This window comes from Streptomyces sp. WMMC500 (genome assembly GCF_027497195.1).
Classification (GTDB): Bacteria; Actinomycetota; Actinomycetes; order Streptomycetales; family Streptomycetaceae; genus Streptomyces.
Genome location: NZ_CP114905.1, coordinates 3685074 through 3707836, shown reverse-complemented (window position 1 = coordinate 3707836; position 22763 = coordinate 3685074). Strand labels below are relative to the sequence as shown.

The following is a 22763-nucleotide window of genomic DNA, read 5'->3' as shown; positions in this document are numbered from 1 at the left end:
ATGCGGACGCGAACCTGCGTAGCTGCGTACACGACGGAGGCACGACGGTGATCGCAAGCGCACCCGCGGCGCACGGCGCAAGCGTCCTCGCCGCGGACGAACTCGGCTACTTCGGGGGCGACCCCTGGTGGCTGATCCTCCTCAAGGCCGTCTTCTGCTTCGCGTTCCTGATGGTGACGGTCCTCATCTCGATCGTCTTCGAGCGCAAGGTCCTGGGCTGGATGCAGCTCCGCATCGGCCCGAACCGGCACGGCCCCTGGGGCCTGCTGCAGTCGCTCGCCGACGGCGTGAAGCTGATGCTCAAAGAGGACATCATCGTCAAGGGCGCCGACAAGGCGGTCTACATCCTGGCGCCGCTCCTCGCCGCCATCCCCGCCTTCATGGCCATCGCGGTCATCCCCTTCGGCCCCGCCGACAACCAGGTGTCGATCTTCGGCGAGCGCACCGCGCTGCAGCTCACGGACCTCCCGGTCGCCATGCTGTACGTGCTGGCCACCGCCTCCATCGCCGCCTACGGCGTCGTCCTCGCCGGCTGGGCGTCCAACTCGACGTACCCGCTGCTCGGCGGCGTCCGCGCGACGGCCCAGGTGATCTCGTACGAGGTCGCGATGGGCCTGTCCTTCGCCGCGGTGTTCCTCTACTCCGGGTCGCTGTCGACCTCGGAGATCGTCGCGGCCCAGGACGACCGGTGGTTCGCGATCCTGCTGCCGGTGTCGTTCCTCGTCTACCTCGTCGCGATGGTCGGCGAGTCGCACCGGCTGCCCTTCGACATGCCGGAGTCCGAGGGCGACCTGGTCGCCGGTTACTCCACCGAGTACTCGTCGATCAAGTTCGCGATGTTCATGCTCTCCGAGTACGTGCACATGGTGACGCTCTCCGCGGTGGCGGTCACGCTCTTCCTCGGCGGCTGGCGCGCGCCCGCGCCGATCAGCACCGTGTGGGAGGGCGCCAACACCGGCTGGTGGCCGATGCTGTGGTTCACCGGCAAGGTCGTCGTGTGCCTCTTCGGCTTCGTCTGGCTGCGCGGCTCGCTCCCACGGGTGCGCTACGACCAGTTCATGAAGCTGGGCTGGAAGGTCCTCATCCCGGTCTCCATGGTCTGGCTGATGCTGGTCGCCACCGTCCGGGCGCTGCGCAACGAGGACGTGGACTTCACCGAGATCGTGCTCTACATCGCCGGCGGGCTGCTGGTGATCCTGCTGCTGTCCTTCGTCGCGGACATGTTCCGCGACCGCAAGGAGAAGGAGGAGGCCGCCCGCGAGGCGGCCAAGCCCAAGCCGGAGTTCGACCCCACGGAGGGCGGCTACCCCGTGCCGCCGCTGCCGGGTCAGACCCTGCCGCCCGTGCCCCGCCGCCCGTCGCGCCGCGAGCGCGAGCTGGTGGGCACGAACGGCCCCGGAGGCGACACTGAGGAGGCCGACAATGGCTGACGAGAAGAAGGACAAGCAGGGTTTCGTCAACCCGCTGGCCGGCTTCGGCGTGACCTTCAAGGCCATGTTCAAGAAGCGGCTGACCGAGCAGTACCCCGAGTACAAGAAGCCGACGGCGCCCCGCTTCCACGGCCGCCACCAGCTCAACCGGCACCCGGACGGGCTGGAGAAGTGCATCGGCTGCGAGCTGTGCGCGTGGGCCTGTCCGGCGGACGCGATCTACGTCGAGGGCGCGGACAACACCGAGGAGGAGCGCTACTCGCCGGGTGAGCGCTACGGCCGCGTCTACCAGATCAACTACCTGCGCTGCATCCTGTGCGGGCTGTGCGTCGAGGCGTGCCCGACCCGGGCGCTGACCATGACCAACGAGTACGAGCTGGCCGACAGCAGCCGCGAGTCGCTCATCTACACCAAGGACGAGCTGCTCGCCGGCCTCCAGGACGGCATGGTCGACTCGCCGCACGCCGTCTACCCGGGGATGACGGAGAAGGACTACTACAGCGGCCTCGTCACCGAGGCCGCCCCGGGTACGGAGCGCCAGGTCGCCGTCAGCAAGGGCGAGCCGGCGCCGGAGCCGGAGCCGCACTCCGAAGGAGCCCAGGCATGAACGCCCTCGCCCAGGCCGGCTACACCACGTCCACCGGGGAGGCGACCCAGTTCTGGGTGCTGGCCATCTTCGCCGTCGCCGGTGCGCTGGGCACCGTGATGATGAAGAAGTCGGTGCACTCGGCGCTCTGCCTCGCCGGGACGATGGTGATCCTGGCGGTCTTCTATCTCGCCAACGGCGCGTACTTCCTCGGCGTCGTCCAGATCGTCGTCTACACCGGCGCGGTCATGATGCTCTTCCTCTTCGTGCTCATGCTCGTCGGCATCAGCGCGGCGGACTCGCTGAAGGAGACCATCAAGGGCCAGCGCTGGCTGGCGATGCTCTGCGGCATCGGCTTCGGCGTGCTGCTGATGGCCGGCATCGGCAACGCGAGCCTCAGCACCTTCGAGGGGCTCGGAGACGCCAACGCCGGCGGCAACGTCGACGGCCTGGCGGCGCTGATCTTCCGCGACTACGTCTTCGCCTTCGAGCTGACCGGCGCGCTGCTGATCACCGCGGCGGTGGCGGGCATGGTCCTCACCCACCGCGAGAAGACGGAGCCCTCGCGGACCCAGCGCGAACAGGCCGCCCAGCGCGTACGCGACGGCGTCCAGGTGCCGCCGATGCCCGCGCCCGGCGTCTACGCCCGGCACAACGCGGTGGACATCCCGGCGCTGCTGCCCGACGGCACGCCGTCCGAGCTGACCGTCAACCGCACGCTGCGCGAGCGCCGCCAGATCCGGGACGTCTCCGCGCAGGCGCTGGCGGATCTCGCGGCCATAGAGCAGCGCACCGCCGACTACCACGGCAAGGCCCTGGAACCGGACACCGGCGACGACGACGGGGACGGCCCCGTCAGCGCGAACGCCGGCGGTAAGGCCGGAAAGGGAGAGGGCGAGTGAACCCGGTCAACTACCTGTATCTTGCCGCGCTGCTGTTCACGATCGGCGCGGCCGGGGTGGTCATCAGGCGGAACGCCATCGTGGTGTTCATGTGCATCGAGCTGATGCTGAACGCCTGCAACCTCACGCTGATCACGTTCTCCCGGATGCACGGGAACCTCGACGGCCAGATCGTCGCCTTCTTCACCATGGTCGTCGCCGCCGCGGAGGTCGTGGTCGGCCTGGCGATCATCGTGTCGTTCTACCGCTCCCGCCACTCGGCCTCGGTCGACGACGCCGCTTTGATGAAGCTGTAAGGGGACGCACCAGTGGAGTCACTCATCGGATTGCTCGTCGCGGCGCCGCTCCTCGGCGCGGCGGTGCTGCTCTGCGGCGGGCGGAGGCTGGACCGTACGGGCCACTGGCTCGGTACCGGACTGGCCTTCACCTCGTTCGTCCTCGGCCTCGTCCTCTTCGCCGACATGCTCGGCAAGGACGGCGAGGAGCGGGCGCTGCACAGCCACCTCTTCACCTGGATTCCGGTCGAGGGGTTCCAGGCGGAAGCGGCGTTCCAGCTCGACCAGCTCTCGATGACGTTCGTGCTGCTGATCACCGGCGTCGGCTCGCTCATCCACCTGTACTCCGTGGGCTACATGGAGCACGACGAGCGCCGCCGCCGGTTCTTCGGCTATCTGAACCTCTTCCTCGCGGCGATGCTGCTGCTCGTCCTCGCGGACAACTTCCTGCTGCTGTACGTCGGCTGGGAGGGCGTCGGTCTCGCCTCGTATCTGCTGATCGGCTTCTGGCAGCACAAGCCGACCGCGGCGACGGCGGCGAAGAAGGCGTTCATCGTCAACCGTGTCGGCGACGTCGGCCTGTCCATCGCGATCATGCTGATGTTCGTCACCTTCGGCACCTTCGCGTTCGAGCCGGTGATGAACTCGGTCGGCGAGACGAGCGAGGGCAAGCTGACGGCGATCGGGCTGATGCTGCTGCTCGCGGCGTGCGGCAAGTCGGCGCAGGTGCCGCTGCAGTCCTGGCTGGGCGACGCGATGGAGGGCCCCACGCCGGTCTCCGCGCTGATCCACGCCGCGACGATGGTGACCGCCGGCGTCTACTTGATCGTCCGCTCCGGCGCGATCTTCGAGGCGGCGCCGGACGCGCAGCTCGTCGTCACGGTCGTCGGCGCGGTCACGCTGCTCTTCGGTGCGATCGTCGGTTGCGCGAAGGACGACATCAAGAAGGCGCTGGCCGGCTCGACGATGTCGCAGATCGGCTACATGGTGCTGGCCGCCGGCCTCGGCCCGATCGGCTACGCCTTCGCGATCATGCACCTGGTGACGCACGGCTTCTTCAAGGCCGGGCTCTTCCTCGGCGCGGGCTCCGTCATGCACGGCATGAACGACGAGGTCGACATGCGCAAGTACGGGGGCCTCAGGAAGTACATGCCGATCACGTTCGTCACGTTCGGCCTCGGCTATCTGGCGATCATCGGCTTCCCGGGCCTGTCGGGCTTCTTCTCCAAGGACGCCATCATCGAGGCCGCGTTCGCCAAGGGCGGCACGCAGGGCTGGATCCTGGGCGGCGCCGCGCTGCTGGGCGCGGCGATCACCGCGTACTACATGACGCGCGTGATGCTCCTGACGTTCTTCGGCGAGAAGCGCTGGAAGCCGGACGCGAACGGCGACATGCCGCACCCGCACGAGTCGCCGAAGTCCATGACGATCCCGATGATGCTGCTGGCCGTCGGCTCGGTCGGCGCGGGCGCGTTCTTCGACATCGGCGAGCGGTTCGTGCACTGGCTGGAGCCCGTCACCGGCTTCGAGCACGGCCACCTGCCGGAGGGCCTGAGCGTCGGGCTGGTCACCGGCGCCACCGTCACCTGCATGGTGCTCGGCGTCGCGGTGGCCTGGCTGCAGTACGGCCGCCGCCCGGTCCCCGCCGCGGCACCGCGCGGCTCCCTGCTCACCCGCGCCGCCCGGCGCGACCTGCTGCAGGACGACTTCAACCACGTGGCGCTGGTCAAGCCCGGCGAGTACCTGACCCGCGGCCTGGTCTACCTGGACCACAAGCTGGTCGACGGCATCGTCAACGGAACCGCGGCGGCGTTCGGCGGGCTCTCCGCCCGGATGCGGCGGATCCAGAACGGCTACGCCCGCAGCTACGCGGTCTCGATGTTCGGGGGCGCGGTGGTCCTCATCGCCGCCACCCTGCTGATGAGGGCGGTCTGAACCCATGGCTGACACTTCCTTCCCGCTGCTGACGATCACCGCGGCGGTTCCGGCCGTGGGCGCGATCGCCACCGCCGCCGTACCCGCGGCCAGGCGCGAGCTGGCCAAGTGGCTCGCGCTGGGCGTGTCGCTGGCGACGCTGGTGCTGGCCGCGGTGATCGCGGTCCGCTTCGACCCGAACGGCGACCGCTTCCAGCTCACCGAGTCGCGGGCGTGGATCGCGGACTTCGGGGTGAGATACGAGCTGGGGGTCGACGGCATCGCCGTCGTGCTGGTGGCGCTCACGGCGCTGCTGATCCCGTTCGTCATCCTCGCGGGCTGGCGCGACGCGGACCCGGTCGGGACCACGTCGTCGCGCTGGCGCCCCACCCAGGGCTTCTTCGCACTGATCCTGGCCGTCGAGGCGATGGTGATCATCAGCTTCCTCGCCACGGACGTCTTCCTCTTCTACATCTTCTTCGAAGCCATGCTCATCCCGATGTACTTCCTCATCGGCGGCTTCGGGGACAAGGCGCACGAGCACGGCGAGGAGGAGGCGGCGCGGCAGCGCTCGTACGCGGCCGTGAAGTTCCTGCTGTACAACCTGGCCGGCGGCCTCATCATGCTGGCCGCGGTCATCGGGCTGTACGCCGTCACCAACGACCAGCTCGGCGCGGGCACGTTCTCGCTCCAGGAGATCCTCCAGGCGCGCGGCAACGGCGAGCTGGAGCTGTCGACGAACACCGAGCGGCTGCTCTTCCTCGGCTTCTTCTTCGCCTTCGCCATCAAGGCGCCGCTGTGGCCGCTGCACACCTGGCTGCCCAACGCGATGGGGGAGTCGACCGCCCCGGTCGCCGTGCTCATCACCGCGGTCGTCGACAAGGTCGGCACCTTCGCGATGCTCCGCTTCTGCCTCGGGCTCTTCCCCGAGGCGAGCGACTGGGCGACGCCGGTGGTGCTCGTGCTCGCGGTGGTCAGCATCCTGTACGGCGCGCTGCTCGCGATCGGGCAGCGGGACATGAAGCGGCTGATCGCGTACGCCTCGATCTCCCACTTCGGCTTCATCGTCCTCGGCATCTTCGCGATGACCAGCCAGGGCCACACCGGGGCGACGCTGTACATGGTCAACCACGGCATCTCCACCGCCGCGCTGATGCTGGTCGCCGGGTTCCTCATCTCCCGGCGCGGCTCGCGGCTCATCGCCGACTACGGCGGCGTGCAGAAGGTGGCGCCGGTGCTGGCCGGCACCTTCCTGATCGGCGGTCTGGCCACGCTGTCGCTGCCGGGGCTCGCGCCGTTCGTGAGCGAGTTCCTGGTGCTGGTGGGCACGTTCAGCCGCTACCCGGCGATCGGCATCATCGCCACCGTCGGGATAGTGCTTGCGGCGATCTACGTCCTCGTGCTGTACCAGCGGACGATGACGGGGCCGGTCACCGAGAGCGTCGCGAAGCTGCCCGACCTGCGCGCCCGCGAGATGCTGGTGGTCGCGCCGCTGATCGCGCTGCTCATCGGCCTCGGCGTGTACCCGAAGCCGCTCACCGAGATCGTCAACCCGGCCGTCGAGCACACCATGTCCGACGTGCAGAAGTCCGACCCGGAGCCCGATGTGAACCCTGTGGAGGCCGCGCATGAGTAGGGGTGTCCACAGCCTGTGGATCGCGCAGGACGGTGTCGACAAGATCGAGGCACCGCACATCGAGTACGACCTGCTGGCGCCCACGCTGATCGTGATCGGCGCGGCCGTGCTGGGCGTCGCCGTCGAGGCGTTCGTGCCCCGGCGGCACCGGTACGCCGTGCAGGTCGGGCTCGCCGTGCTCGCGATGGCCGCGGCGTTCGGGGCGGTCATCGCCCTGGCCGCGACCGGCCACGGCACCGACGAGGCGCAGACCGCCGCGATGGGCGCGCTGGCCGTCGACGGTCCGGCGCTCTTCCTCCAGGGCACGATCCTGCTGGTGGGCGTGCTCGCGGTGTTCACCTTCGCCGAGCGCCGGCTGGACCCGGCCGCGCACGGCAAGCAGGTCGACTCCTTCGCCGCGGAGGCCGCGGCCGTGCCCGGCGGCAAGGGCGAACAGGCCGCGGTCAAGGCGGGGTTCACCACCACCGAGGTGTTCCCGCTGCTGATGTTCGCGACCGGCGGCATGCTCATCTTCCCCGCCGCGAACGACCTGCTGACGCTCTTCATCGCGCTGGAGGTCTTCTCCCTGCCGCTGTACCTGCTCTGCGCCGTCGCCCGCCGCAAGCGGCTGATGTCGCAGGAGGCGGCGGTGAAGTACTTCCTGCTGGGCGCCTTCTCCTCCGCGTTCCTGCTCTTCGGCATCGCGCTGCTGTACGGCTACTCGGGCAGCGTGAAGTACGCCGAGATCGCCGACGTCGTCGCGGGCAACCCGCAGCACATGACGCCCGCGCTCGCCGACACCATGGGCAACGACGCGCTGCTGCTCATCGGCGGCGCGATGGTGCTGCTCGGCCTGCTGTTCAAGGTCGGCGCCGTGCCGTTCCACATGTGGACCCCGGACGTCTACCAGGGCGCGCCCACGCCCGTCACCGGCTACATGGCCGCGGCCACCAAGGTCGCCGCGTTCGGCGCGCTGCTGCGCCTGCTGTACGTCGTGCTGCCGGGCATGAAGTGGGACTGGCGGCCGGTGATGTGGGGCGTGGCGATCATCACGATGATCATCGGCGCGATCCTCGCGATCACCCAGACCGACGTGAAGCGGCTGCTGGCGTACTCCTCGATCGCGCACGCCGGGTTCATCCTCGCGGGCGTCACGGCGGCCAACGAGGACGGCATCTCCTCGGTGCTGTTCTACCTGGGGGCGTACGCGTTCGTGACGCTCGGCGCGTTCGCCGTCGTCACGCTGGTGCGGGACGCGGGCGGCGAGGCGACGCACCTGTCCAAGTGGGCGGGGCTCGGCCGGCGTTCGCCGCTGGTCGCCGCGGTCTTCGCGGTGTTCCTGCTGGCCTTCGCGGGCATCCCGCTGACCAGCGGTTTCGCCGGGAAGTTCGCGGTGTTCAAGGCGGCGGCGGAGGGCGGCGCGACGCCGCTGGTCGTCGTCGGCGTCATCGCCTCGGCCATCGCCGCGTTCTTCTACGTACGGGTCATCGTGCTGATGTTCTTCAGCGAGCCGAAGCCGGAGGGCCCGGCGGTGACCGTGCCGAGCGCGTTCACCGTCACCGCCATCGCCGTCGGCCTGGCCGCGACCCTGGTGCTGGGCGTGGCGCCGCAGTACTTCCTGGACCTGGCCGGGAACGCGGGGGTGTTCGTCCGCTGAGCGGGGGGTCCGGGGGCGCCGCCCCCGGACCCCGGCCGCGGCCTAGCGTTCCTGCGGGGTCCAGCCGGTCGGCTTCACCTGACCGCGGACCCCGCCGAGCGCGATTCGCAGCCCGTCCGGGCCGGGGGCCCAGCCGTCGATCTCGACGACGTCCCCGTCCGCGAGCCACGGGCCCTTGCCCTTCGTCAGCTCCAGCAGGGAGCCCACCTCGTCGGGTTCCGGCCCGCTGACGGTGCCGGAGGCGTAGAGGTCGCCGGTGCGTACGGAGGCGCCGTTGACGGTCATGTGGGCCAACTGCTGCGCCGCGGTCCAGTACATCGAGGCGAACGGCGGCCGGGAGACCGGCTCGCCGTTGACCCGCACCTCCAGGCGCAGGTCGTAGCCGCCGGGCTGCTCGCCGGCACCGGTGTCGTCGAGGTACGGCAGCAGCGGGTGCGTACGCTCCGGCGGGGCGACGCGGGCGGCCTCCAGGGCGTCGAGCGGGGTGATCCAGTGCGCGAGGGACGTGGCGAAGGACTTCGCCTGGTGCGGGCCGAGGGGGCGCTGCTCCCAGGGCTGTACGTCGCGCGCGGACCAGTCGTTGACCAGGCAGAGACCGAAGACGTGCGCGCGGAAGTCGGTACGGGGCACGGGAGTGCCCATCGGCGACGGCACCCCGACGACGAAGCCGACCTCGGCCTCGATGTCGAGCCGGACGGAGGGGCCGAACACGGGGCCGGGCAGGCCGGGCTCCGGGTCGTCGGGGGCGCCCATGCGCTGGCCGGCGGGGCGCGTGACGGGGGTGCCGGACGGCACGATGGTCCCGGACCTGCCGTGGTACCCGATGGGCAGGTGCTTCCAGTTGGGCGTCAGCGGCTCCTCGGCGGGGCGGAAGATGCGGCCGACGTTGGCGGCGTGGTGCTCGCTTGAGTAGAAGTCGACGTAGTCGCCGACCTCGAAGGGCATGTGCAGCGCGACGCGGTCCAGCTCGTGCAGGTGCGGCTCGACGGCGGCGCGGTGCGCCAGGTCGGTCAGCCAGGCGGTCACCTCGGCCCGTACGGCCTGCCACACCGGCCGCCCGGCGGCCATCAGCGGCGCCAGCGTCGGGGCGGCGAGCAGCGCGGCGTGCGGGGAGCCGAGGGCCGCGGCGACGGCGGCGGTGTCCAGGACGGATGCGCCGTAACGCACGCCGACGCGGGGGTCCGTGCCCGCGGGCGTGGAGAAGACGCCGTACGGAAGGTTGTGCGGCCCGAAGGGATCGCCTTCTGGCACGTCGAGCGGGCTGTGCTCGGGCATCGCGGAGTCCTGCCTCATCGTGGTCGGTGGGCTGGGGACCTCAGGTTACGACCCCCAGGTCGGCCTAGGGGAAGCCGCCCGACGTGATCGTCGCGTGACCGGCTACGCTGCGATCGTGGTGCATGGTGGTGGCTAACGACACATCGACAATCTGTTCCACGTGAACGTCAGCAGACAGGAGGAGCCCTCGTGACCGTGGTCGCGCCCTTGGGGCTCAGCGTTCAGGACCGGGCCCTGGAAGCCGATGTCGAGGCCGGACTGGCGGCCGTCGAAGAGGGGCTTCTGGAGGCGACGAAGAGCGATGTGCCGTTCATCACCGAGGCCGCGCGGCATCTCGTCCGCGCCGGCGGCAAGAGATTCCGCCCCCTGCTGGTCATGCTCGCCGCCCAGTTCGGCGATCCGTACGCGCCGGGCGTCGCGCCCTCGGGCGTCGTCGTCGAGCTGACGCACCTGGCCACCCTCTACCACGACGACGTGATGGACGAGGCGTCCGTACGCCGGGGCGTACCCAGCGCCAACAAGCGCTGGGCCAACTCCGTCGCCGTCCTCACCGGCGACTTTCTCTTCGCACGGGCCTCGCGGCTCCTCGCCGACCTGGGCCCCGAGATGGTCCGGATCCAGGCCCAGGCGTTCGAGCGGCTCGTCACCGGGCAGATCCTGGAGACCGCGGGGCCGGCCGAGGGCCGCGACCCGGTCGACCACTACCTGGACGTCCTCGCCGGCAAGACCGGCTCGCTGATCGCCGTCTCCGGCCGCTTCGGCGCGCTGACGGCGGGCGCGGACGAGTCGGTGGTGGAGGTGCTGACGCAGTACGGCGAGCGCATCGGCATCGCCTTCCAGCTCGCGGACGACCTGCTCGACATCACCAGCGACGGCGCCGAGTCGGGGAAGACCCCGGGCACGGACCTGCGCGAGGGCGTCGCGACGCTGCCGGTGCTGCACCTGCGGGCCGCCGCCCGGCGCCTCCGCAGACCGGCGGACCTGGAGCTGGCGGCGCTGCTCGGCGGCGACCTGACGGACGACTCGCGCCTCGCGGAGGCCCTGGCCCGGCTGCGGGTCCACCCGGCGGTGGAGCAGGCCAGGCGGGACACCGTGCGGTACGCGGCGGAGGCGCGGGCGATCCTGACGGCGCTGCCGGCGTGCCCGGCGCGGACGGCGCTGGAGGGGCTGTGCGACGCGGTGGTGGACCGGGCGGGATAGCCGCGCACGGCCTGATCCGCAAGTGGATGCCCCGTACAACGATCAGGGCTGAGTCCCCACCCGCGGCGGATGCCGTCATACGACAGGAGTAATCCAAGGTGCGCCCATGGGCTGACGCCCCGGGCCGCCCGATTTGTTGAGATGGGTGGGAAGCCCCGTACGACGCGTCGGGTGACAATGGCCCGACGGGGTGGACGAGTGCGACGCAGCGAATGATTTTCCGCGAGCCACCGCGGAGACGGAGGTACATCCCATGGCACTGATCCCACCGGAGCGACCCGCCGACGAGGCCGAGGACCGCGCCGCGGACCTCGCCGCCGCCCGGCGCAGAAAGGCGGTGCGGTACGGGGTGCCACTGGGCATCGCGGGACTCGCCGCCGCCACCATCGGCCTGGTGCCCGCGCTCGCCCAGGAGGACGGGCCGAGCACGGACGACGTGACGGCCGAGGAGCTGATCACCAAGGCGCTGGCGTCGGAGGTCGAGTCGGTCGACGGCACCGTGAAGATCAGCACGGACCTGGGCCTGCCGTCGATACCCTTCGGCGGCGGAGGCGGCGAGGGCGCGAACCTCTCGCGGCTGCTCGCCGGCGACACCAAGCTGCGGGTCGCGGCGGACGGTCCGGAGAAGCAGCGGGTCACGCTGCCCGGGTCCGACGGCGACCACACGGTGGTGCGCAACGGCGAGGACGTGTGGACCTTCGGCGCCGGCTCGGACGAGGTGTTCCACTCGACGCTGCCGAAGGACGCCGGGAAGGACTCCGCGAAGCACGACGAGCTCGCCCTCCCGAAGGACCTTCAGGACGCCACCCCGCAGGAGCTGGCGGAGCGGCTGCTGAAGGCCGCCGACGAGACGACGGACGTCGAGGTCGCCGGCACGGCGCAGGTGGCCGGGCAGGACGCGTACGAGCTGAAGCTGACGCCGAAGCAGGACGCGTCGACGGTCCGGGACGTCACGATCGCGGTGGACGCCGACAACGGCGTGCCGCTGCGGGTGGCGCTGACGGCGGACGACGGCAAGGCCGTCGTGGACGCCGGCTTCACGAAGGTCGACTTCAACAAGCCGGACGCGGATCTGTTCGCGCCGCCGGCGGGCGCCGAGGTGACCGAGCGGGACCTGGACGAGGGCTTCGGCGGAGACTTCGGCAAGGGCTTCGGCGGGGACTTCGGCAAGGGCTTCGGCGGCGACTGGACCGGCGAGCACCGGGCCGGGGGCGACAAGCCCGCGGGCCTGGAGGACGTCAAGGTCCACGGCGAGGGCTGGGGCTCGATCGCCGAGCTCTCGCTGCCCGGCGACGCGCTGGGCGGGGACGGGGTCGGGGCGGCCCTCGACTTCTTCACGGACAAGACGGACGCCGGCCGGGTCTTCGAGAGCCGGCTGGTCAACGTGCTGATCACGGACGACAAGGTGTTCGTCGGCGCCGTCACCCCGGAGGCTCTGGAGGCCGCCGCGGAGTGACCGCACTCCTGCCCGTCAAGGCCGCCGCGCGCCTCCCCGTACGCGGCGGCCTTCGCGCGTGTGCCCGTCAGTGGACACAGAACTCGTTCCCCTCCGGGTCGGTCATGACGGTCCACTCGCCACCCTGCTCCTTGACGTGTCGGACGACGGCGGCCCCCAGCTCCGCGAGCCGGGCCGTCTCCGCCTCGCGCCGCCCGGACTCGGGGTGGAGGTCGAGGTGCAGGCGGTTCTTGCCTTCGGGCTTGGGCTCGGGGACCTGGTTGAAGAGCAGCCGGCGGCCGAGGCCGGCGCCGGAGCTGGTGTCGTACGGGTCGTCGGGGTGCCGGACGGCGGCGGCGGTGCGCCAGGCGCGGCGGTCCAGGTGGCGGGTCAGCACGGCCTCGGGGATCGCGCCAGCGGCGAGGAGCTGCTCGATGAGCGGGCTGTTGTCCTCCACCTCGTACCCGAGGGCGGCGGCCCAGAAGTCTGCCTGGGCGTGCGGGTCGGTGGCGTCGATGACGACTTTCCAGTGCGTGGGAACCATGTACCGGTTATACTGGTTACATGCTGGACGAGGCAAGCGCCCGCGCCCCGGGCATCGAGATGCGCCCCCCGGACGGCCAGGTCTTCCGCTTCGACCCGGGCGCGCTCAGCCTGGAGTTGCTCACGACCGGCGGCCCGGGCCTCTTCGCGCGGTACGAGGTGCTGCACACCCCCACGGACGTCGAGGCGTGGGCGGCGGCCTCCAGGCTGCGCCCGGCGCCGGAGCTGACGGTCACGGACGCCGACGTACCGGCCGTACGGCACCTGCGCGACGCACTCTTCCGCCTCACCCAGGCCCGCGCTCACGCCGCCCCCCTCCCGGCCGCGGACCTCGCCACGCTCAACGCCGCCGCGGCCGAACCCCCGCTGGCCCCGCGCCTCACCCCCGACGGCACCCCGTCCTGGTCCCCGGGCCCGGCGACGACGGCCCAACTGCTCTCGACGGTCGCCCGCGACGCGGTGGACCTGTTCTCCGGCCCGTACGCCCACCGCATCCGCGAGTGCGCGGGCGAGCGCTGCTACCTCCTCTTCGCCGACACCTCCCGCCCGGGCCGCCGCCGCTGGTGTTCCATGGACCGCTGCGGCAACCGCCACAAGGCCCGCACCCTCAGAGCCCGCCGCGAGGCGGACCACCCCTGAAAGGACGCGCATGAAGCGAGTCGTCGCCCGGGCCTGGAAACTCGTGCGCGGTCCCGTGCAGTGGCGCATTCTGTGGTTCACGCAGGCCAAGTTCATGATCGGCGTGACGGGTGTGGTGCGGAACGACCAAGGGCAGGTGCTGCTGCTCAAGCACCGGATGTGGCCGGACGCCCGGCCGTGGGGGCTGCCGACCGGCTTCGCGGTCAAGGGCGAGGAGTTCGCGCAGACCGTCGTCCGGGAGGTGCGGGAGGAGACCGGCCTCGACGTCGTACCCGGCCGGCTGGTCCAGGTGACCAGCGGCTACAGACTGCGCGCGGAGATCGCCTACGAGGCGCGGTACGCGGGCGGGACGCTCAAGCTCGACGGCTTCGAGATCCTCGCGGCGGACTGGTTCTGGCCGGACGCGCTCCCGGAGGGGCTCCAGGAGGCGCACGTCCGGCTGATCAGGGCGGGCGCCCCGGCCTGACGGTTCACCCCCAGGTCAGGGGGTCGAGGTGGAGGTAGAAGCGGAGGCGGTCGGGGTCGGGGGCGGCGCCGTAGCCGGCGGCGAAGTCGGCGTCGCGGGCGCGTGCTTCGGCCTCGTCCGGCCAGGTCTCGCGGGCGTGGGCGAAGAGCAGGGCCAGGTCGGTGTGGCGGTCCGCGAGTCCGAGGCGGCCCAGGTCGATGAAGCCCGCCACGTTCCCGGTGTCCGGGTCGAGGACGACGTTCGGCAGGGTCAGGTCACCATGGCAGACGACCGTGTCGTCGGCCGCCTCCTTCCGGCGGCGCGGCAGTTGCGGTTCGAGGCGGGCCAGCAACTCCTCGGGCGGGGTGCCCTGCTGCTCCTCGGGAAGGAACTCCGGGTGCACCGCGCCGCGGGCCACGACGTCGCGGGCGAGGGCCATCACCGTGTCCAGGTCCCAGCGGTACGGGCAGCGGGCGGCCGGGAGCGCGTGCAGGGCCCGTACGGCCTCCGCGATACGGCCCCAGCAGGCCCGCAGGTCCTCCGGCGGCAACCGGTCCGCGGGCACGCCCGCGACGGCGGTGGTGACCAGGCGGGCGCCGGTGGCGTCGGCGTACCAGTCGAGGACGCGGGGGCCCGGCACGCCCTGGCCGGCCAGCCACGTGACGCGGTCGCGCTCGGCGGCGAGTTCGGCGACGGTACCGGTGGTGCCGGTGGCGCCCGTCCCGTCGGCCGCGGAGACGGACTTGGCGTACCGGGTGCCGTCCGCGCTGCGGAAGACGGCGGCGCCCGACTCGCCCGTGGTGACCGGCGTCCAGTCGCCGGGGCCCGGGCCGGGGAGCTTCATGACTTGCGGTCCATTCGGTAGTGGAGGACGAGGAACGGGAGGCCGAACACGGAGAAGGCGTGTTCGGCACGGAGCCGTCCGTCGGTGAGGTGCACGTCCAGCCGCTCGGCGAAGCCGGGCACGCCGAGGGTGGTCAGCTCGCGGGTGCCGGGGTCGATGTACGTCAGGTAGTGGCCGGGGTGGTCGGTGCCGTCGTCGTCCGCGGCGTGGCTGGTGAGGGTCAGGCCGCCGCCGGGGCGGGCGCGGGGGAGGAGGGTGGCGGTGAAGCTGGCGTGGGGGAGGGGGAAGCCGACGCTGACGTAGCCGCGGTCGCCGTGCCGGTACGTGGTGTAGATGCCGACGTAGATGGGGTCGTCGGTGTCCGCGAAGGACCGGATCCAGCCGCGGACGGCGGTGGTGGCGACGGGTGTGGCGGCCGCGGCCGGGTCCGGTGCGGGGGTGATGGTGTCGATGCGGCTGCGCATGCCGCGCTGCACCTCGCGCTGGTTCATCGGCACGTTCGCCTGGCCGAGGGGGCGGGCGACGAGGGTGCGGTAGAGGAGGTAGCCGGGGCGGACCCACAGGCGCCAGCGGGGTTCGATGTCGAGGGTGAAGCGGGCGGTGTGCTCGTAGAACTCCCGTACCCGCGGGTCGACTTCGGCGGGGTCGAAGCCGGGTCCCGCGAGCGCGTCCAGCGACTCGACGATGCCGACGTCGGGCGCGTCGGCGGTGTACGCGCCGCCGAGGACGGCGGCGAGGTCGCGTACGTACGAGGTGCCGACGTACGCGGAGCGCGCTTCGAGCGGCACGACGAACGGCAGGTCGTCGGCGGTGGCCTCTTCGGCGACGAGGCTGACCTGCGCCTCCCGGAACACGAGCGCGGAGAGGACCCGGAACGCCACGACCGCACTCCCCGCCACCGCCGCGCCCCGCGCGGCGACGACGGCGGGCGGATCCGCGACCACGCGGCGCGCGGAGGCGGCACGGTCGCGCGCTGCCGAACCGAGCGTCGTGCGCGGCGCAGCGGGGCCGGCGGCTGCGCCGCCCCGTCGCCGCGGCGAGGTGGCCGCGCCCGCCCCGCGGGCCTGGCGCGCGGCGGAAGCGAGCGTGTGCAGCGCCGCGGCACCCGGACCGGTGCCACCGCCGCGCCCACGCGGAGGCACGCCACCCGAGCCCGCGCCGCCGCCGCGCTCGCCGCCACCCCGCCCGCGTAGCGCATACGCCCCGCCCACCGCCGCGCCCACCACCGGGCCCAGCGCCACCTTGTGCGGCCGTACGCCCAGCGCCCCCGCCGCCGCGCCGGCCACCGTGCCCACCGCCACCGGACCCGCGCCCGTCAGCCGCGCGCCCGCCCAGCCCGCGGCGGCGGCCAGCGCGCCGCTCGTGGCGATGCGCTGCCACAGTGCCGGGATCTCGCCCGGCCGCTGCCGCACCCGGGAGACCGCCTCGACCACGCCGAGCCCGACCGCCCCGGCCGCAGCGCCGCCGACCGCCGCCCGGGCTCCCCGCCCGCCGGCGAGCGCGGCGCCGGCGAGCGCGCCCATCACCCCCGCGGTCCCGACCTGGCCCCGCAACCGCGACCCGTCCACGCCCTCACGCCCCATCCCCGCACCCTACGTGCGCTCTCCACGCCGGCGCGCGCCGCCGTTACCGTCGAACCATGAGCGACGACGACCGCCTGGCGGAGCAGATCGCCTACTACCGCGCCCGCGCCCCCGAGTACGACACCGTCTACGCCGAACGCGCCGATCTGCGCGAGGTCCTGAACGTGGTGGACGAGGTCCCCATCACCGGCGACGTGCTGGAGCTGGCCTGCGGCACCGGCCAGTGGACCCCCGCGCTCGCCGCCCGCGCCCGCTCGCTGACCGCGCTCGACTCCGCACCCGAGACCCTGGCCATCGCCCGCTCCCGGCCGGGGGTCGAGGACGTCGAGTTCGTCCGCGCCGACGTCTTCGGCTGGAGGCCGCAACGCCGCTACGACACCGTGTTCTTCGGCTTCTGGATCTCGCACGTGCCGCCGTCTCGGATGGCCGGCTTCTGGGAGGTCGTCGGCGCCGCGCTCGCGCCCGGCGGCCGGGCCGTCTTCGTGGACGAGGGGCCCGCCGAGGCGTACCGGGAGGGGCTGGAGAAGGAGATACGGCATGTGCGGGACGGCACGCGCTACGAGATCGTGAAGCTCTTCCACGATCCGCGGGCGCTCACCGCCGACCTCGCGACGCTGGGGTGGGAGGCGGACGTACGGGAGCGCGGGACGTTCATCGTCGGCACCGCGCGGCCGGCCGCCGCCCCCGGCTGACGGCTCGCCCGCCGCCCCGGGCGGGCCGGGCTCCTCAGGCGGGCCGGGCCGGGTCCGCCGCCTCGGCCACGGCACCGGCGGCGCCGGCCTCGGCCACGGCGCCGACGTCGGCCGCCGCGCCCGCCTTCGTCGTCTCGCGGGCTTCCCGGGTCTCCCGGGCCGGACCCGCCGTCCCGGCCGCCGCGCTCGCCCCCGCCGTCGTGCCCGCCTGCGCGGCCGGGCCCGTCTCCCGGGCCGCGGCCCTCGCGGCCGTCGCCGCCTCCGCGACCACCGTCGCCTCCGCCTCCGCCGCCGCGCGGCGCAGTTCCAGCCGCCCCCGCCGCGCCGTGCGCAGCGCGTCGTACGTGAGCATCGCCAGCGCCAGCCACACCAGCAGGAAGCCCGCCCAGCGCTCCGCCGGCATCGACTCGCGGAAGTACAGCACTCCCAGCACGAACTGCAGCGTCGGTGCCAGGTACTGCATCAGCCCGATCGTCGACAGCGGCAGCCGCACCGCCGCCGCCCCGAAGCAGATCAGCGGGAACGCCGTGATCACCCCGCAGCTCGCGAGCAGCAGCGCGTGGCCCAGGCCCTCCGTGTGGAACGTGCCGTCGCCGCGGGCGCCGAGCACGAGCATGAACACCAGCGCCGGCAGGAACTGCACCGACGTCTCCGCCGCGAAGGAGTCGATGCCCTCAAGACCGATCCGCTTCTTGATCAGCCCGTACGTCCCGAAGGAGAACGCCAGCACCAGCGCGATCCACGGCAGCCGCCCGTAGCCCACCGTGAGCACGACGACCGCCGCCGCGCCCACCGCGACCGCGATCCACTGCATCGCGCGCAGCCGCTCCCGCAGCAGCAGGACGCCGAAGGCGATGGTGACGAGGGGGTTGATGAAGTAGCCGAGGGCCGCCTCGACGACGTGGCCGGAGTTGACGGCCCAGATGTAGACGAACCAGTTGACGGTGATCGTCCCCGCCGCCGCTGCGACCAGCCCCAGGCGCCGCGGCTCGCGCAGCAGCGGCCGGATCCACGACCAGCGCCGCAGCACCAGCAGGAGCAGCACGCACGCGACCAGCGACCACACCATCCGGTTGGCCAGGATCTCCGCGGGGCTCGCGGGCTCCAGCAGCGGCCAGAACAGCGGGATGACGCCCCAACTGCCGTACGCGGCGAAGCCGTAGAGGAGCCCGAGCCGCGCCTCTCCGGCCGCGCGCGCCGGAGCTTCACCTGATGACCCCACGGCCGCCCTCCCGTTCGCTGCCCGCACGGCTTGCGCCGTGACGACGGTAGCGGGCGGGAGAGCCCGTTGTCATATCTGTATCAGCATTTGGCTCCTTACTCCTGTGACGCCTGGCGTGCCGCGAGCCCCGCCGCGACCGCGTCCGCCAGCGGCGTCGTCGGCCGGCCGATCAGCCGGGACAGCTCGCCCGTCCGGCCCGCCAGCAGCCCGCGGGAGATCGCCGCGTCGACGTCCACCATCAGCTCCGCCACCGGCTCCGGCATCCCCGCGCCGACCAGGGCCCGCCGGTGCTCCTCGGGCGGCAGGTCGCGGTAGCCGACCGGCGCGCCGGACTGCCGGGCGACCTCGGCGGCGTACTCGGGCAGGCTCCACGCCGTGTCGCCGCTCAGCTCGTACGCCCGGCCCTCGTGGCCCTCGCCGGTCAGCACCGCGACGGCCGCGGCCGCGTAGTCGGCGCGGGCGGCGGAGGCGATCCGCCCGGCGCCCGCGCTGCCGAGGACGGCGCCGTGGTCGAGCACGGGGGCGAGGCGCTCGGTGTAGTTCTCGTGGTACCAGCCGTTGCGCAGGAAGGCGTACGGCAGACCGGAGCCGAGGATCAGCTCCTCGGTCGCCTTGTGCTCGTCCGCCAGCAGGAGGTCGGCCTTCGGCCCGCCCAGGATGCCGGTGTACGCGAGCAGCCCCACGCCCGCCGCCGCGGCGGCCTCGACGACGGCCCGGTGCTGCGGCACCCGCCGCCCGACCTCGCTGCCCGAGACGAACAGCACCCGCTCGTCCGCGCGGAAGGCGCCCGCCAGCGTGGCCGGCTCGTCGTAGTCGGCGACCCGCACCTCCACCCCGCGCGCTGCGAGGTCCGCGGCCCTGTCCACGGTGCGTACGACGGCGGCGACCCGCTCCGCGGGTACCTGCTCCAGCAGTTCTGCGATGACCTGGCGGCCGAGATGTCCGGTGGCTCCGGTGACGGTGATCTTCATGAAAACCACCGTAAGCTGCATGCTTACGAAGAGAAAGTACCCACTTTGACGTAAGGTACTGGTATGGAGGTAAGCAAAGAGGTCAGGCTGCGGGACTTTCCGGACGTCATCACGGCGGACTGCCCCGCGCGGAACATCATGGAGCACGTCGTCAGCCGCTGGGGCGTGCTGGTGCTGCTCGCGCTGCTGGACGGGACGATGCGGTTCAGCGCGCTGCGGCGGCTGATCGGCGGGGTGAGCGAGAAGATGCTCGCGCAGACGCTGCAGACCCTGGAGCGCGACGGCCTGGTGCTGCGCGAGGCGAAGCCCGTCATCCCGCCGCACGTGGAGTACTCGTTGACGCCGCTCGGCGAGCAGGCGGCCCGGCTGGTGCGGCCGTTGGCGGTCTGGGCGAACGACCACGTGCCGGAGGTGCACGCGGCGCGCGCCGGGTACGACGAAGCCCGGGCCTGATCACCGGCCCGGGCCTGCGCGGTCGAGCGGTCCGTCAGCCGAGGACCGTCCACGTGTCGCCGCCCGCGAGCAGCGCGGCCAGGTCGCCCTTGCCCTTCTGCTGCACGGCGTCGTCGAGCTGCTCCGCCATCTCCGTGTCGTACACCTGCCGGTTCACGTCACGCAGGACGCCGATCGGCGTGTGGTGCAGCGTGTCGGGGTCGGCCAGCCGGGAGAGCGCGAAGGCGGTCGTCGGGGTCGCGGCGTGGGCGTCGTGGACGAGGACGGCCGCCTCGTTTTCCGGCGTGACCTCGACGATCTCCAGGTCGCCGGTGGCCGCGTTCCGCACGACGCCCTTGTGGTCGTCGGCGCCGAAGCGGATGGGCCGGCCGTGCTCCAGCCGGATCACCGCCTCCTGGGCCTGCTCGCGGTCCTTCAGCACCTCGAAGGCGTTGTCGTTGAAGATGTTGCAGTTCTGGTAGATCTCGATCAGCGCCGTGCCCGGGTGGGCCGCCGCCGCGCGCAGCGTCTCGGTGAGGTGCTTGCGGTCCGAGTCGACCGTACGGGCGACGAAGGACGCCTCGGCGCCGAGCGCCAGCGAGACCGGGTTGAACGGCGCGTCCAGCGAGCCCATCGGCGTCGACTTGGTGACCTTGCCGACCTCGGAGGTCGGCGAGTACTGCCCCTTGGTCAGGCCGTAGATCCGGTTGTTGAAGAGCAGGATCTTGAGGTTGACGTTGCGGCGGAGCGCGTGGATCAGGTGGTTGCCGCCGATGGACAGCGCGTCGCCGTCGCCGGTGACGACCCAGACGGACAGGTCGCGCCGGGTGCTCGCCAGGCCGGTGGCGATGGCCGGGGCGCGGCCGTGGATGGAGTGCATCCCGTACGTGTTCATGTAGTACGGGAAGCGGGACGAGCAGCCGATGCCGGAGACGAAGACGATGTTCTCCTTGGCCAGGCCCAGTTCCGGCATGAACCCCTGGACGGCGGCGAGGACGGCGTAGTCGCCGCAGCCGGGGCACCAGCGCACCTCCTGGTCCGTCTTGAAGTCCTTCATGGACTGCTTGGCTTCGGCCTTGGGGATCAGCGAAAGGGTGTCGATCGCCGGTCCTCCAGCGGTCGTCTCAGCCATTGTCGATGGCCTCCTTGAGCGCGGTGGCGAGCTGCTCGGCCTTGAACGGCATGCCGTTGACCTGGTTGTAGGAGAGGGCGTCCACGAGGTACCTGGCGCGGACGAGGGTCGCGAGCTGGCCGAGGTTCATCTCGGGGACGACGACCTTGTCGTACGCGGACAGCACCTCGCCGAGGTTGCGCGGGAACGGGTTGAGGTGGCGCAGATGGGCCTGCGCGATGCGGTCGCCGGCCCGGCGCACGCGGCGGACGGCCGCGGTGATCGGCCCGTACGTCGACCCCCAGCCCAGCACCAGCGTGCGCGCCTCGCCGTCGGGGTCGTCGACCTCGATGTCCGGGACCTCGATGCCGTCGACCTTCGCCTGGCGGGTGCGCACCATCAGGTCGTGGTTGGACGGCGAGTACGAGATGTTGCCCGAGCCGTTCTCCTTCTCGATGCCGCCGATGCGGTGCTCCAGGCCCGGGGTGCCGGGGATCGCCCACGGGCGGGCGAGGGTCTGCGGGTCGCGCTTGTACGGCCAGAAGACCTCGGTGCCGTCGTCCAGCGTGTGGTTCGGCTGGGAGGCGAACTGCACCCGCAGGTCCGGCAGGTCCTCGACGTCGGGGATGCGCCAGGGCTCGGAGCCGTTGGCCAGGTAGCCGTCGGAGAGGAGCATCACCGGCGTGCGGTACGTCAGCGCGATCCGGGCCGCGTCCAGGGCCGCCGTGAAGCAGTCGGACGGCGTGGCCGGCGCGACGACGGGCACCGGCGCCTCGCCGTTGCGCCCGAACATCGCCTGGAGCAGGTCCGCCTGCTCGGTCTTGGTGGGCAGGCCGGTCGAGGGGCCGCCGCGCTGGATGTCCACGACCAGCAGCGGCAGCTCCAGCGACACCGCCAGGCCGACGGTCTCGGCCTTCAGCGCGACGCCGGGGCCCGAGGTGGTCGTCACGCCGAGCGCGCCGCCGAAGGCCGCGCCGAGCGCGGCGCCGATGCCGGCGATCTCGTCCTCGGCCTGGAAGGTGCGGACGCCGAAGTTCTTGTGGCGGCTCAGCTCGTGCAGGATGTCCGAGGCCGGTGTGATCGGGTACGAGCCGAGGAACAGCGGCAGGTCCGCCTGCCGGCTCGCGGCGATCAGGCCGTAGGCGAGTGCCAGGTTCCCGGAGATCGAGCGGTACGTGCCGGGGGGGAACGCGGCCTCGGCCGGGGCGACCTCGTACGAGACGGCGAAGTCCTCCGTCGTCTCGCCGAAGTTCCAGCCGGCGCGGAAGGCGGAGATGTTGGCCTCGGCGATGTCCGGCTTCTTGGCGAACTTCGCCCGCAGGAACTCCACCGTGCCCTCGGTGGGGCGGTGGTACATCCAGCTCAGCAGGCCGAGCGCGAACATGTTCTTGGAGCGGCCGGCGTCCTTGCGGGACAGGCCGTACTCCTTCAGCGCCTCGACCGTCAGCGTGGTCAGCGGCACCTCGTGCACGCTGTACCCGTCGAGGGAGCCGTCCTCCAGGGGGCTCGCCTCGTACCCGACCTTGGCCATCGCGCGCTTGGTGAACTCGTCGGTGTTGACGATCACCTCGGCGCCGCGCGGCACGTCGCCGATGTTCGCCTTCAGGGCCGCCGGGTTCATCGCCACCAGCACGTTGGGCGCGTCGCCGGGGGTGAGGATGTCGTGGTCGGCGAAGTGCACCTGGAAACTGGAAACCCCCGGCAGCGTGCCTGCGGGGGCGCGGATCTCGGCGGGGAAGTTCGGGAGCGTCGACAGGTCGTTGCCGAACGACGCGGTCTCCGAGGTGAAGCGGTCCCCGGTCAGTTGCATCCCGTCACCGGAGTCACCGGCGAACCGGATGATCACCCGGTCCAGGCGCTTGACCTCTTTGCTGTTGACCTCGCTGGTCACCTTCGTGGACCTCCCTCGCGGCGGCCGCTCGGGAACGGGATTCCGACCGCCTGACCCACTGAACATCGTACGTCGGTTAGGCATGCCTTCCTGAGCCCGTC

At 72.1% G+C, this 22763-nt stretch carries 21 protein-coding genes; 13 read left to right on the top strand and 8 right to left on the bottom strand.

What is annotated here, in order from left to right:
* Positions 1 to 47: 47 nt before the first annotated feature.
* The 7 genes from nuoH to nuoN are packed head-to-tail and all read left to right on the top strand — an operon-like array spanning position 48 to position 8379.
* Positions 48 to 1430, top strand: a complete 1383-nt coding sequence (gene nuoH, locus O7599_RS15650) for an NADH-quinone oxidoreductase subunit NuoH (RefSeq protein WP_281622765.1) — start codon at positions 48 to 50, stop codon at positions 1428 to 1430.
* Positions 1423 to 2037, top strand: a complete 615-nt coding sequence (gene nuoI, locus O7599_RS15645) for an NADH-quinone oxidoreductase subunit NuoI (protein WP_281622764.1) — start codon at positions 1423 to 1425, stop codon at positions 2035 to 2037. The genes nuoH and nuoI overlap by 8 nt, the downstream gene beginning before the upstream one ends.
* Positions 2034 to 2918 carry an NADH-quinone oxidoreductase subunit J gene (locus O7599_RS15640; protein WP_281622763.1) on the top strand — a complete coding sequence of 295 codons (885 nt, stop codon included), beginning with the start codon at positions 2034 to 2036 and terminating at the stop codon, positions 2916 to 2918. The genes nuoI and O7599_RS15640 overlap by 4 nt, the downstream gene beginning before the upstream one ends.
* Positions 2915 to 3214 (top strand): NADH-quinone oxidoreductase subunit NuoK, encoded by a 300-nt coding sequence (gene nuoK / locus O7599_RS15635; protein ID WP_281622762.1) that lies wholly within the window; start codon positions 2915 to 2917, stop codon positions 3212 to 3214. The genes O7599_RS15640 and nuoK overlap by 4 nt, the downstream gene beginning before the upstream one ends.
* Positions 3215 to 3226: 12 nt before the next feature.
* Entirely contained in the window at positions 3227 to 5128 is a 1902-nt protein-coding gene (gene nuoL, locus O7599_RS15630; RefSeq protein WP_281622761.1) for an NADH-quinone oxidoreductase subunit L, read from the top strand.
* A 4-nt stretch (positions 5129 to 5132) separates the two neighbouring features.
* The gene (locus tag O7599_RS15625; RefSeq protein WP_281622760.1) at positions 5133 to 6743 is read left to right on the top strand and encodes an NADH-quinone oxidoreductase subunit M; all 1611 of its coding nucleotides are present in this window, start codon (positions 5133 to 5135) and stop codon (positions 6741 to 6743) included.
* Positions 6736 to 8379, top strand: a complete 1644-nt coding sequence (gene nuoN, locus O7599_RS15620; RefSeq protein WP_281622759.1) for an NADH-quinone oxidoreductase subunit NuoN — start codon at positions 6736 to 6738, stop codon at positions 8377 to 8379. Before O7599_RS15625 ends, nuoN begins: the two co-directional genes overlap by 8 nt.
* 42 nt (positions 8380 to 8421) lie before the next feature.
* On the opposite strand, the gene O7599_RS15615 is transcribed toward nuoN, so the two are convergent.
* Positions 8422 to 9654 carry a fumarylacetoacetate hydrolase family protein gene (locus O7599_RS15615; RefSeq protein ID WP_281622758.1) on the bottom strand — a complete coding sequence of 411 codons (1233 nt, stop codon included), beginning with the start codon at positions 9652 to 9654 and terminating at the stop codon, positions 8422 to 8424.
* Positions 9655 to 9843: 189 nt separating this feature from the next.
* Between O7599_RS15615 and O7599_RS15610 the strand changes: the two genes are divergently transcribed.
* On the top strand, positions 9844 to 10854 hold the full coding sequence (locus O7599_RS15610) for a polyprenyl synthetase family protein (RefSeq protein WP_281622757.1): 1011 nt from the start codon (positions 9844 to 9846) through the stop codon (positions 10852 to 10854).
* 253 nt (positions 10855 to 11107) lie between these two features.
* Entirely contained in the window at positions 11108 to 12310 is a 1203-nt protein-coding gene (locus O7599_RS15605) for a sigma-E factor regulatory protein RseB domain-containing protein (protein WP_281622756.1), read from the top strand.
* A gap of 67 nt (positions 12311 to 12377) precedes the next feature.
* Here O7599_RS15605 and O7599_RS15600 read toward each other — a convergent pair whose 3' ends face one another.
* A complete protein-coding gene (locus O7599_RS15600) occupies positions 12378 to 12833 on the bottom strand; it encodes a VOC family protein (RefSeq protein ID WP_281622755.1) in 456 nt (151 codons plus the stop codon).
* Between the two features lie 20 nt (positions 12834 to 12853).
* Here O7599_RS15600 and O7599_RS15595 point away from each other — a divergent pair, with 20 nt between their 5' ends.
* Together O7599_RS15595 and O7599_RS15590 are read left to right on the top strand one after the other, a co-directional pair.
* Positions 12854 to 13471: an ABATE domain-containing protein gene (locus O7599_RS15595; RefSeq protein ID WP_281622754.1), complete on the top strand. Its 618-nt coding sequence runs from the start codon at positions 12854 to 12856 to the stop codon at positions 13469 to 13471.
* A 10-nt stretch (positions 13472 to 13481) separates the two neighbouring features.
* Complete coding sequence (locus O7599_RS15590) at positions 13482 to 13937, top strand: NUDIX domain-containing protein (protein ID WP_281622753.1); 456 nt, start codon at positions 13482 to 13484, stop codon at positions 13935 to 13937.
* 4 nt (positions 13938 to 13941) lie between these two features.
* Here O7599_RS15590 and O7599_RS15585 read toward each other — a convergent pair whose 3' ends face one another.
* Positions 13942 to 14760, bottom strand: coding sequence for an APH(3'') family aminoglycoside O-phosphotransferase (locus tag O7599_RS15585; RefSeq protein WP_281622752.1), 819 nt, complete (start codon positions 14758 to 14760; stop codon positions 13942 to 13944).
* A complete protein-coding gene (locus tag O7599_RS15580; RefSeq protein ID WP_281622751.1) occupies positions 14757 to 16343 on the bottom strand; it encodes a hypothetical protein in 1587 nt (528 codons plus the stop codon). The genes O7599_RS15585 and O7599_RS15580 overlap by 4 nt, the downstream gene beginning before the upstream one ends.
* Positions 16344 to 16399: 56 nt before the next feature.
* Here O7599_RS15580 and O7599_RS15575 point away from each other — a divergent pair, with 56 nt between their 5' ends.
* On the top strand, positions 16400 to 17035 hold the full coding sequence (locus tag O7599_RS15575) for a class I SAM-dependent methyltransferase (protein WP_281622750.1): 636 nt from the start codon (positions 16400 to 16402) through the stop codon (positions 17033 to 17035).
* A gap of 34 nt (positions 17036 to 17069) precedes the next feature.
* Here the strand turns inward: O7599_RS15575 and rarD are convergent, their stop codons facing one another.
* On the bottom strand, positions 17070 to 18257 hold the full coding sequence (rarD, locus tag O7599_RS15570; protein ID WP_281622749.1) for an EamA family transporter RarD: 1188 nt from the start codon (positions 18255 to 18257) through the stop codon (positions 17070 to 17072).
* Between the two features lie 95 nt (positions 18258 to 18352).
* Positions 18353 to 19228 (bottom strand): NAD(P)H-binding protein, encoded by an 876-nt coding sequence (locus tag O7599_RS15565; RefSeq protein WP_281622748.1) that lies wholly within the window; start codon positions 19226 to 19228, stop codon positions 18353 to 18355.
* Between the two features lie 63 nt (positions 19229 to 19291).
* Here O7599_RS15565 and O7599_RS15560 point away from each other — a divergent pair, with 63 nt between their 5' ends.
* Positions 19292 to 19681, top strand: a complete 390-nt coding sequence (locus tag O7599_RS15560; protein WP_281622747.1) for a helix-turn-helix domain-containing protein — start codon at positions 19292 to 19294, stop codon at positions 19679 to 19681.
* 34 nt (positions 19682 to 19715) lie between these two features.
* Here the strand turns inward: O7599_RS15560 and O7599_RS15555 are convergent, their stop codons facing one another.
* Together O7599_RS15555 and O7599_RS15550 are read right to left on the bottom strand one after the other, a co-directional pair.
* Positions 19716 to 20792 carry a 2-oxoacid:ferredoxin oxidoreductase subunit beta gene (locus tag O7599_RS15555; RefSeq protein ID WP_281622746.1) on the bottom strand — a complete coding sequence of 359 codons (1077 nt, stop codon included), beginning with the start codon at positions 20790 to 20792 and terminating at the stop codon, positions 19716 to 19718.
* On the bottom strand, positions 20785 to 22662 hold the full coding sequence (locus tag O7599_RS15550; RefSeq protein WP_281622745.1) for a 2-oxoacid:acceptor oxidoreductase subunit alpha: 1878 nt from the start codon (positions 22660 to 22662) through the stop codon (positions 20785 to 20787). Before O7599_RS15550 ends, O7599_RS15555 begins: the two co-directional genes overlap by 8 nt.
* Positions 22663 to 22763 lie beyond the last annotated feature (101 nt).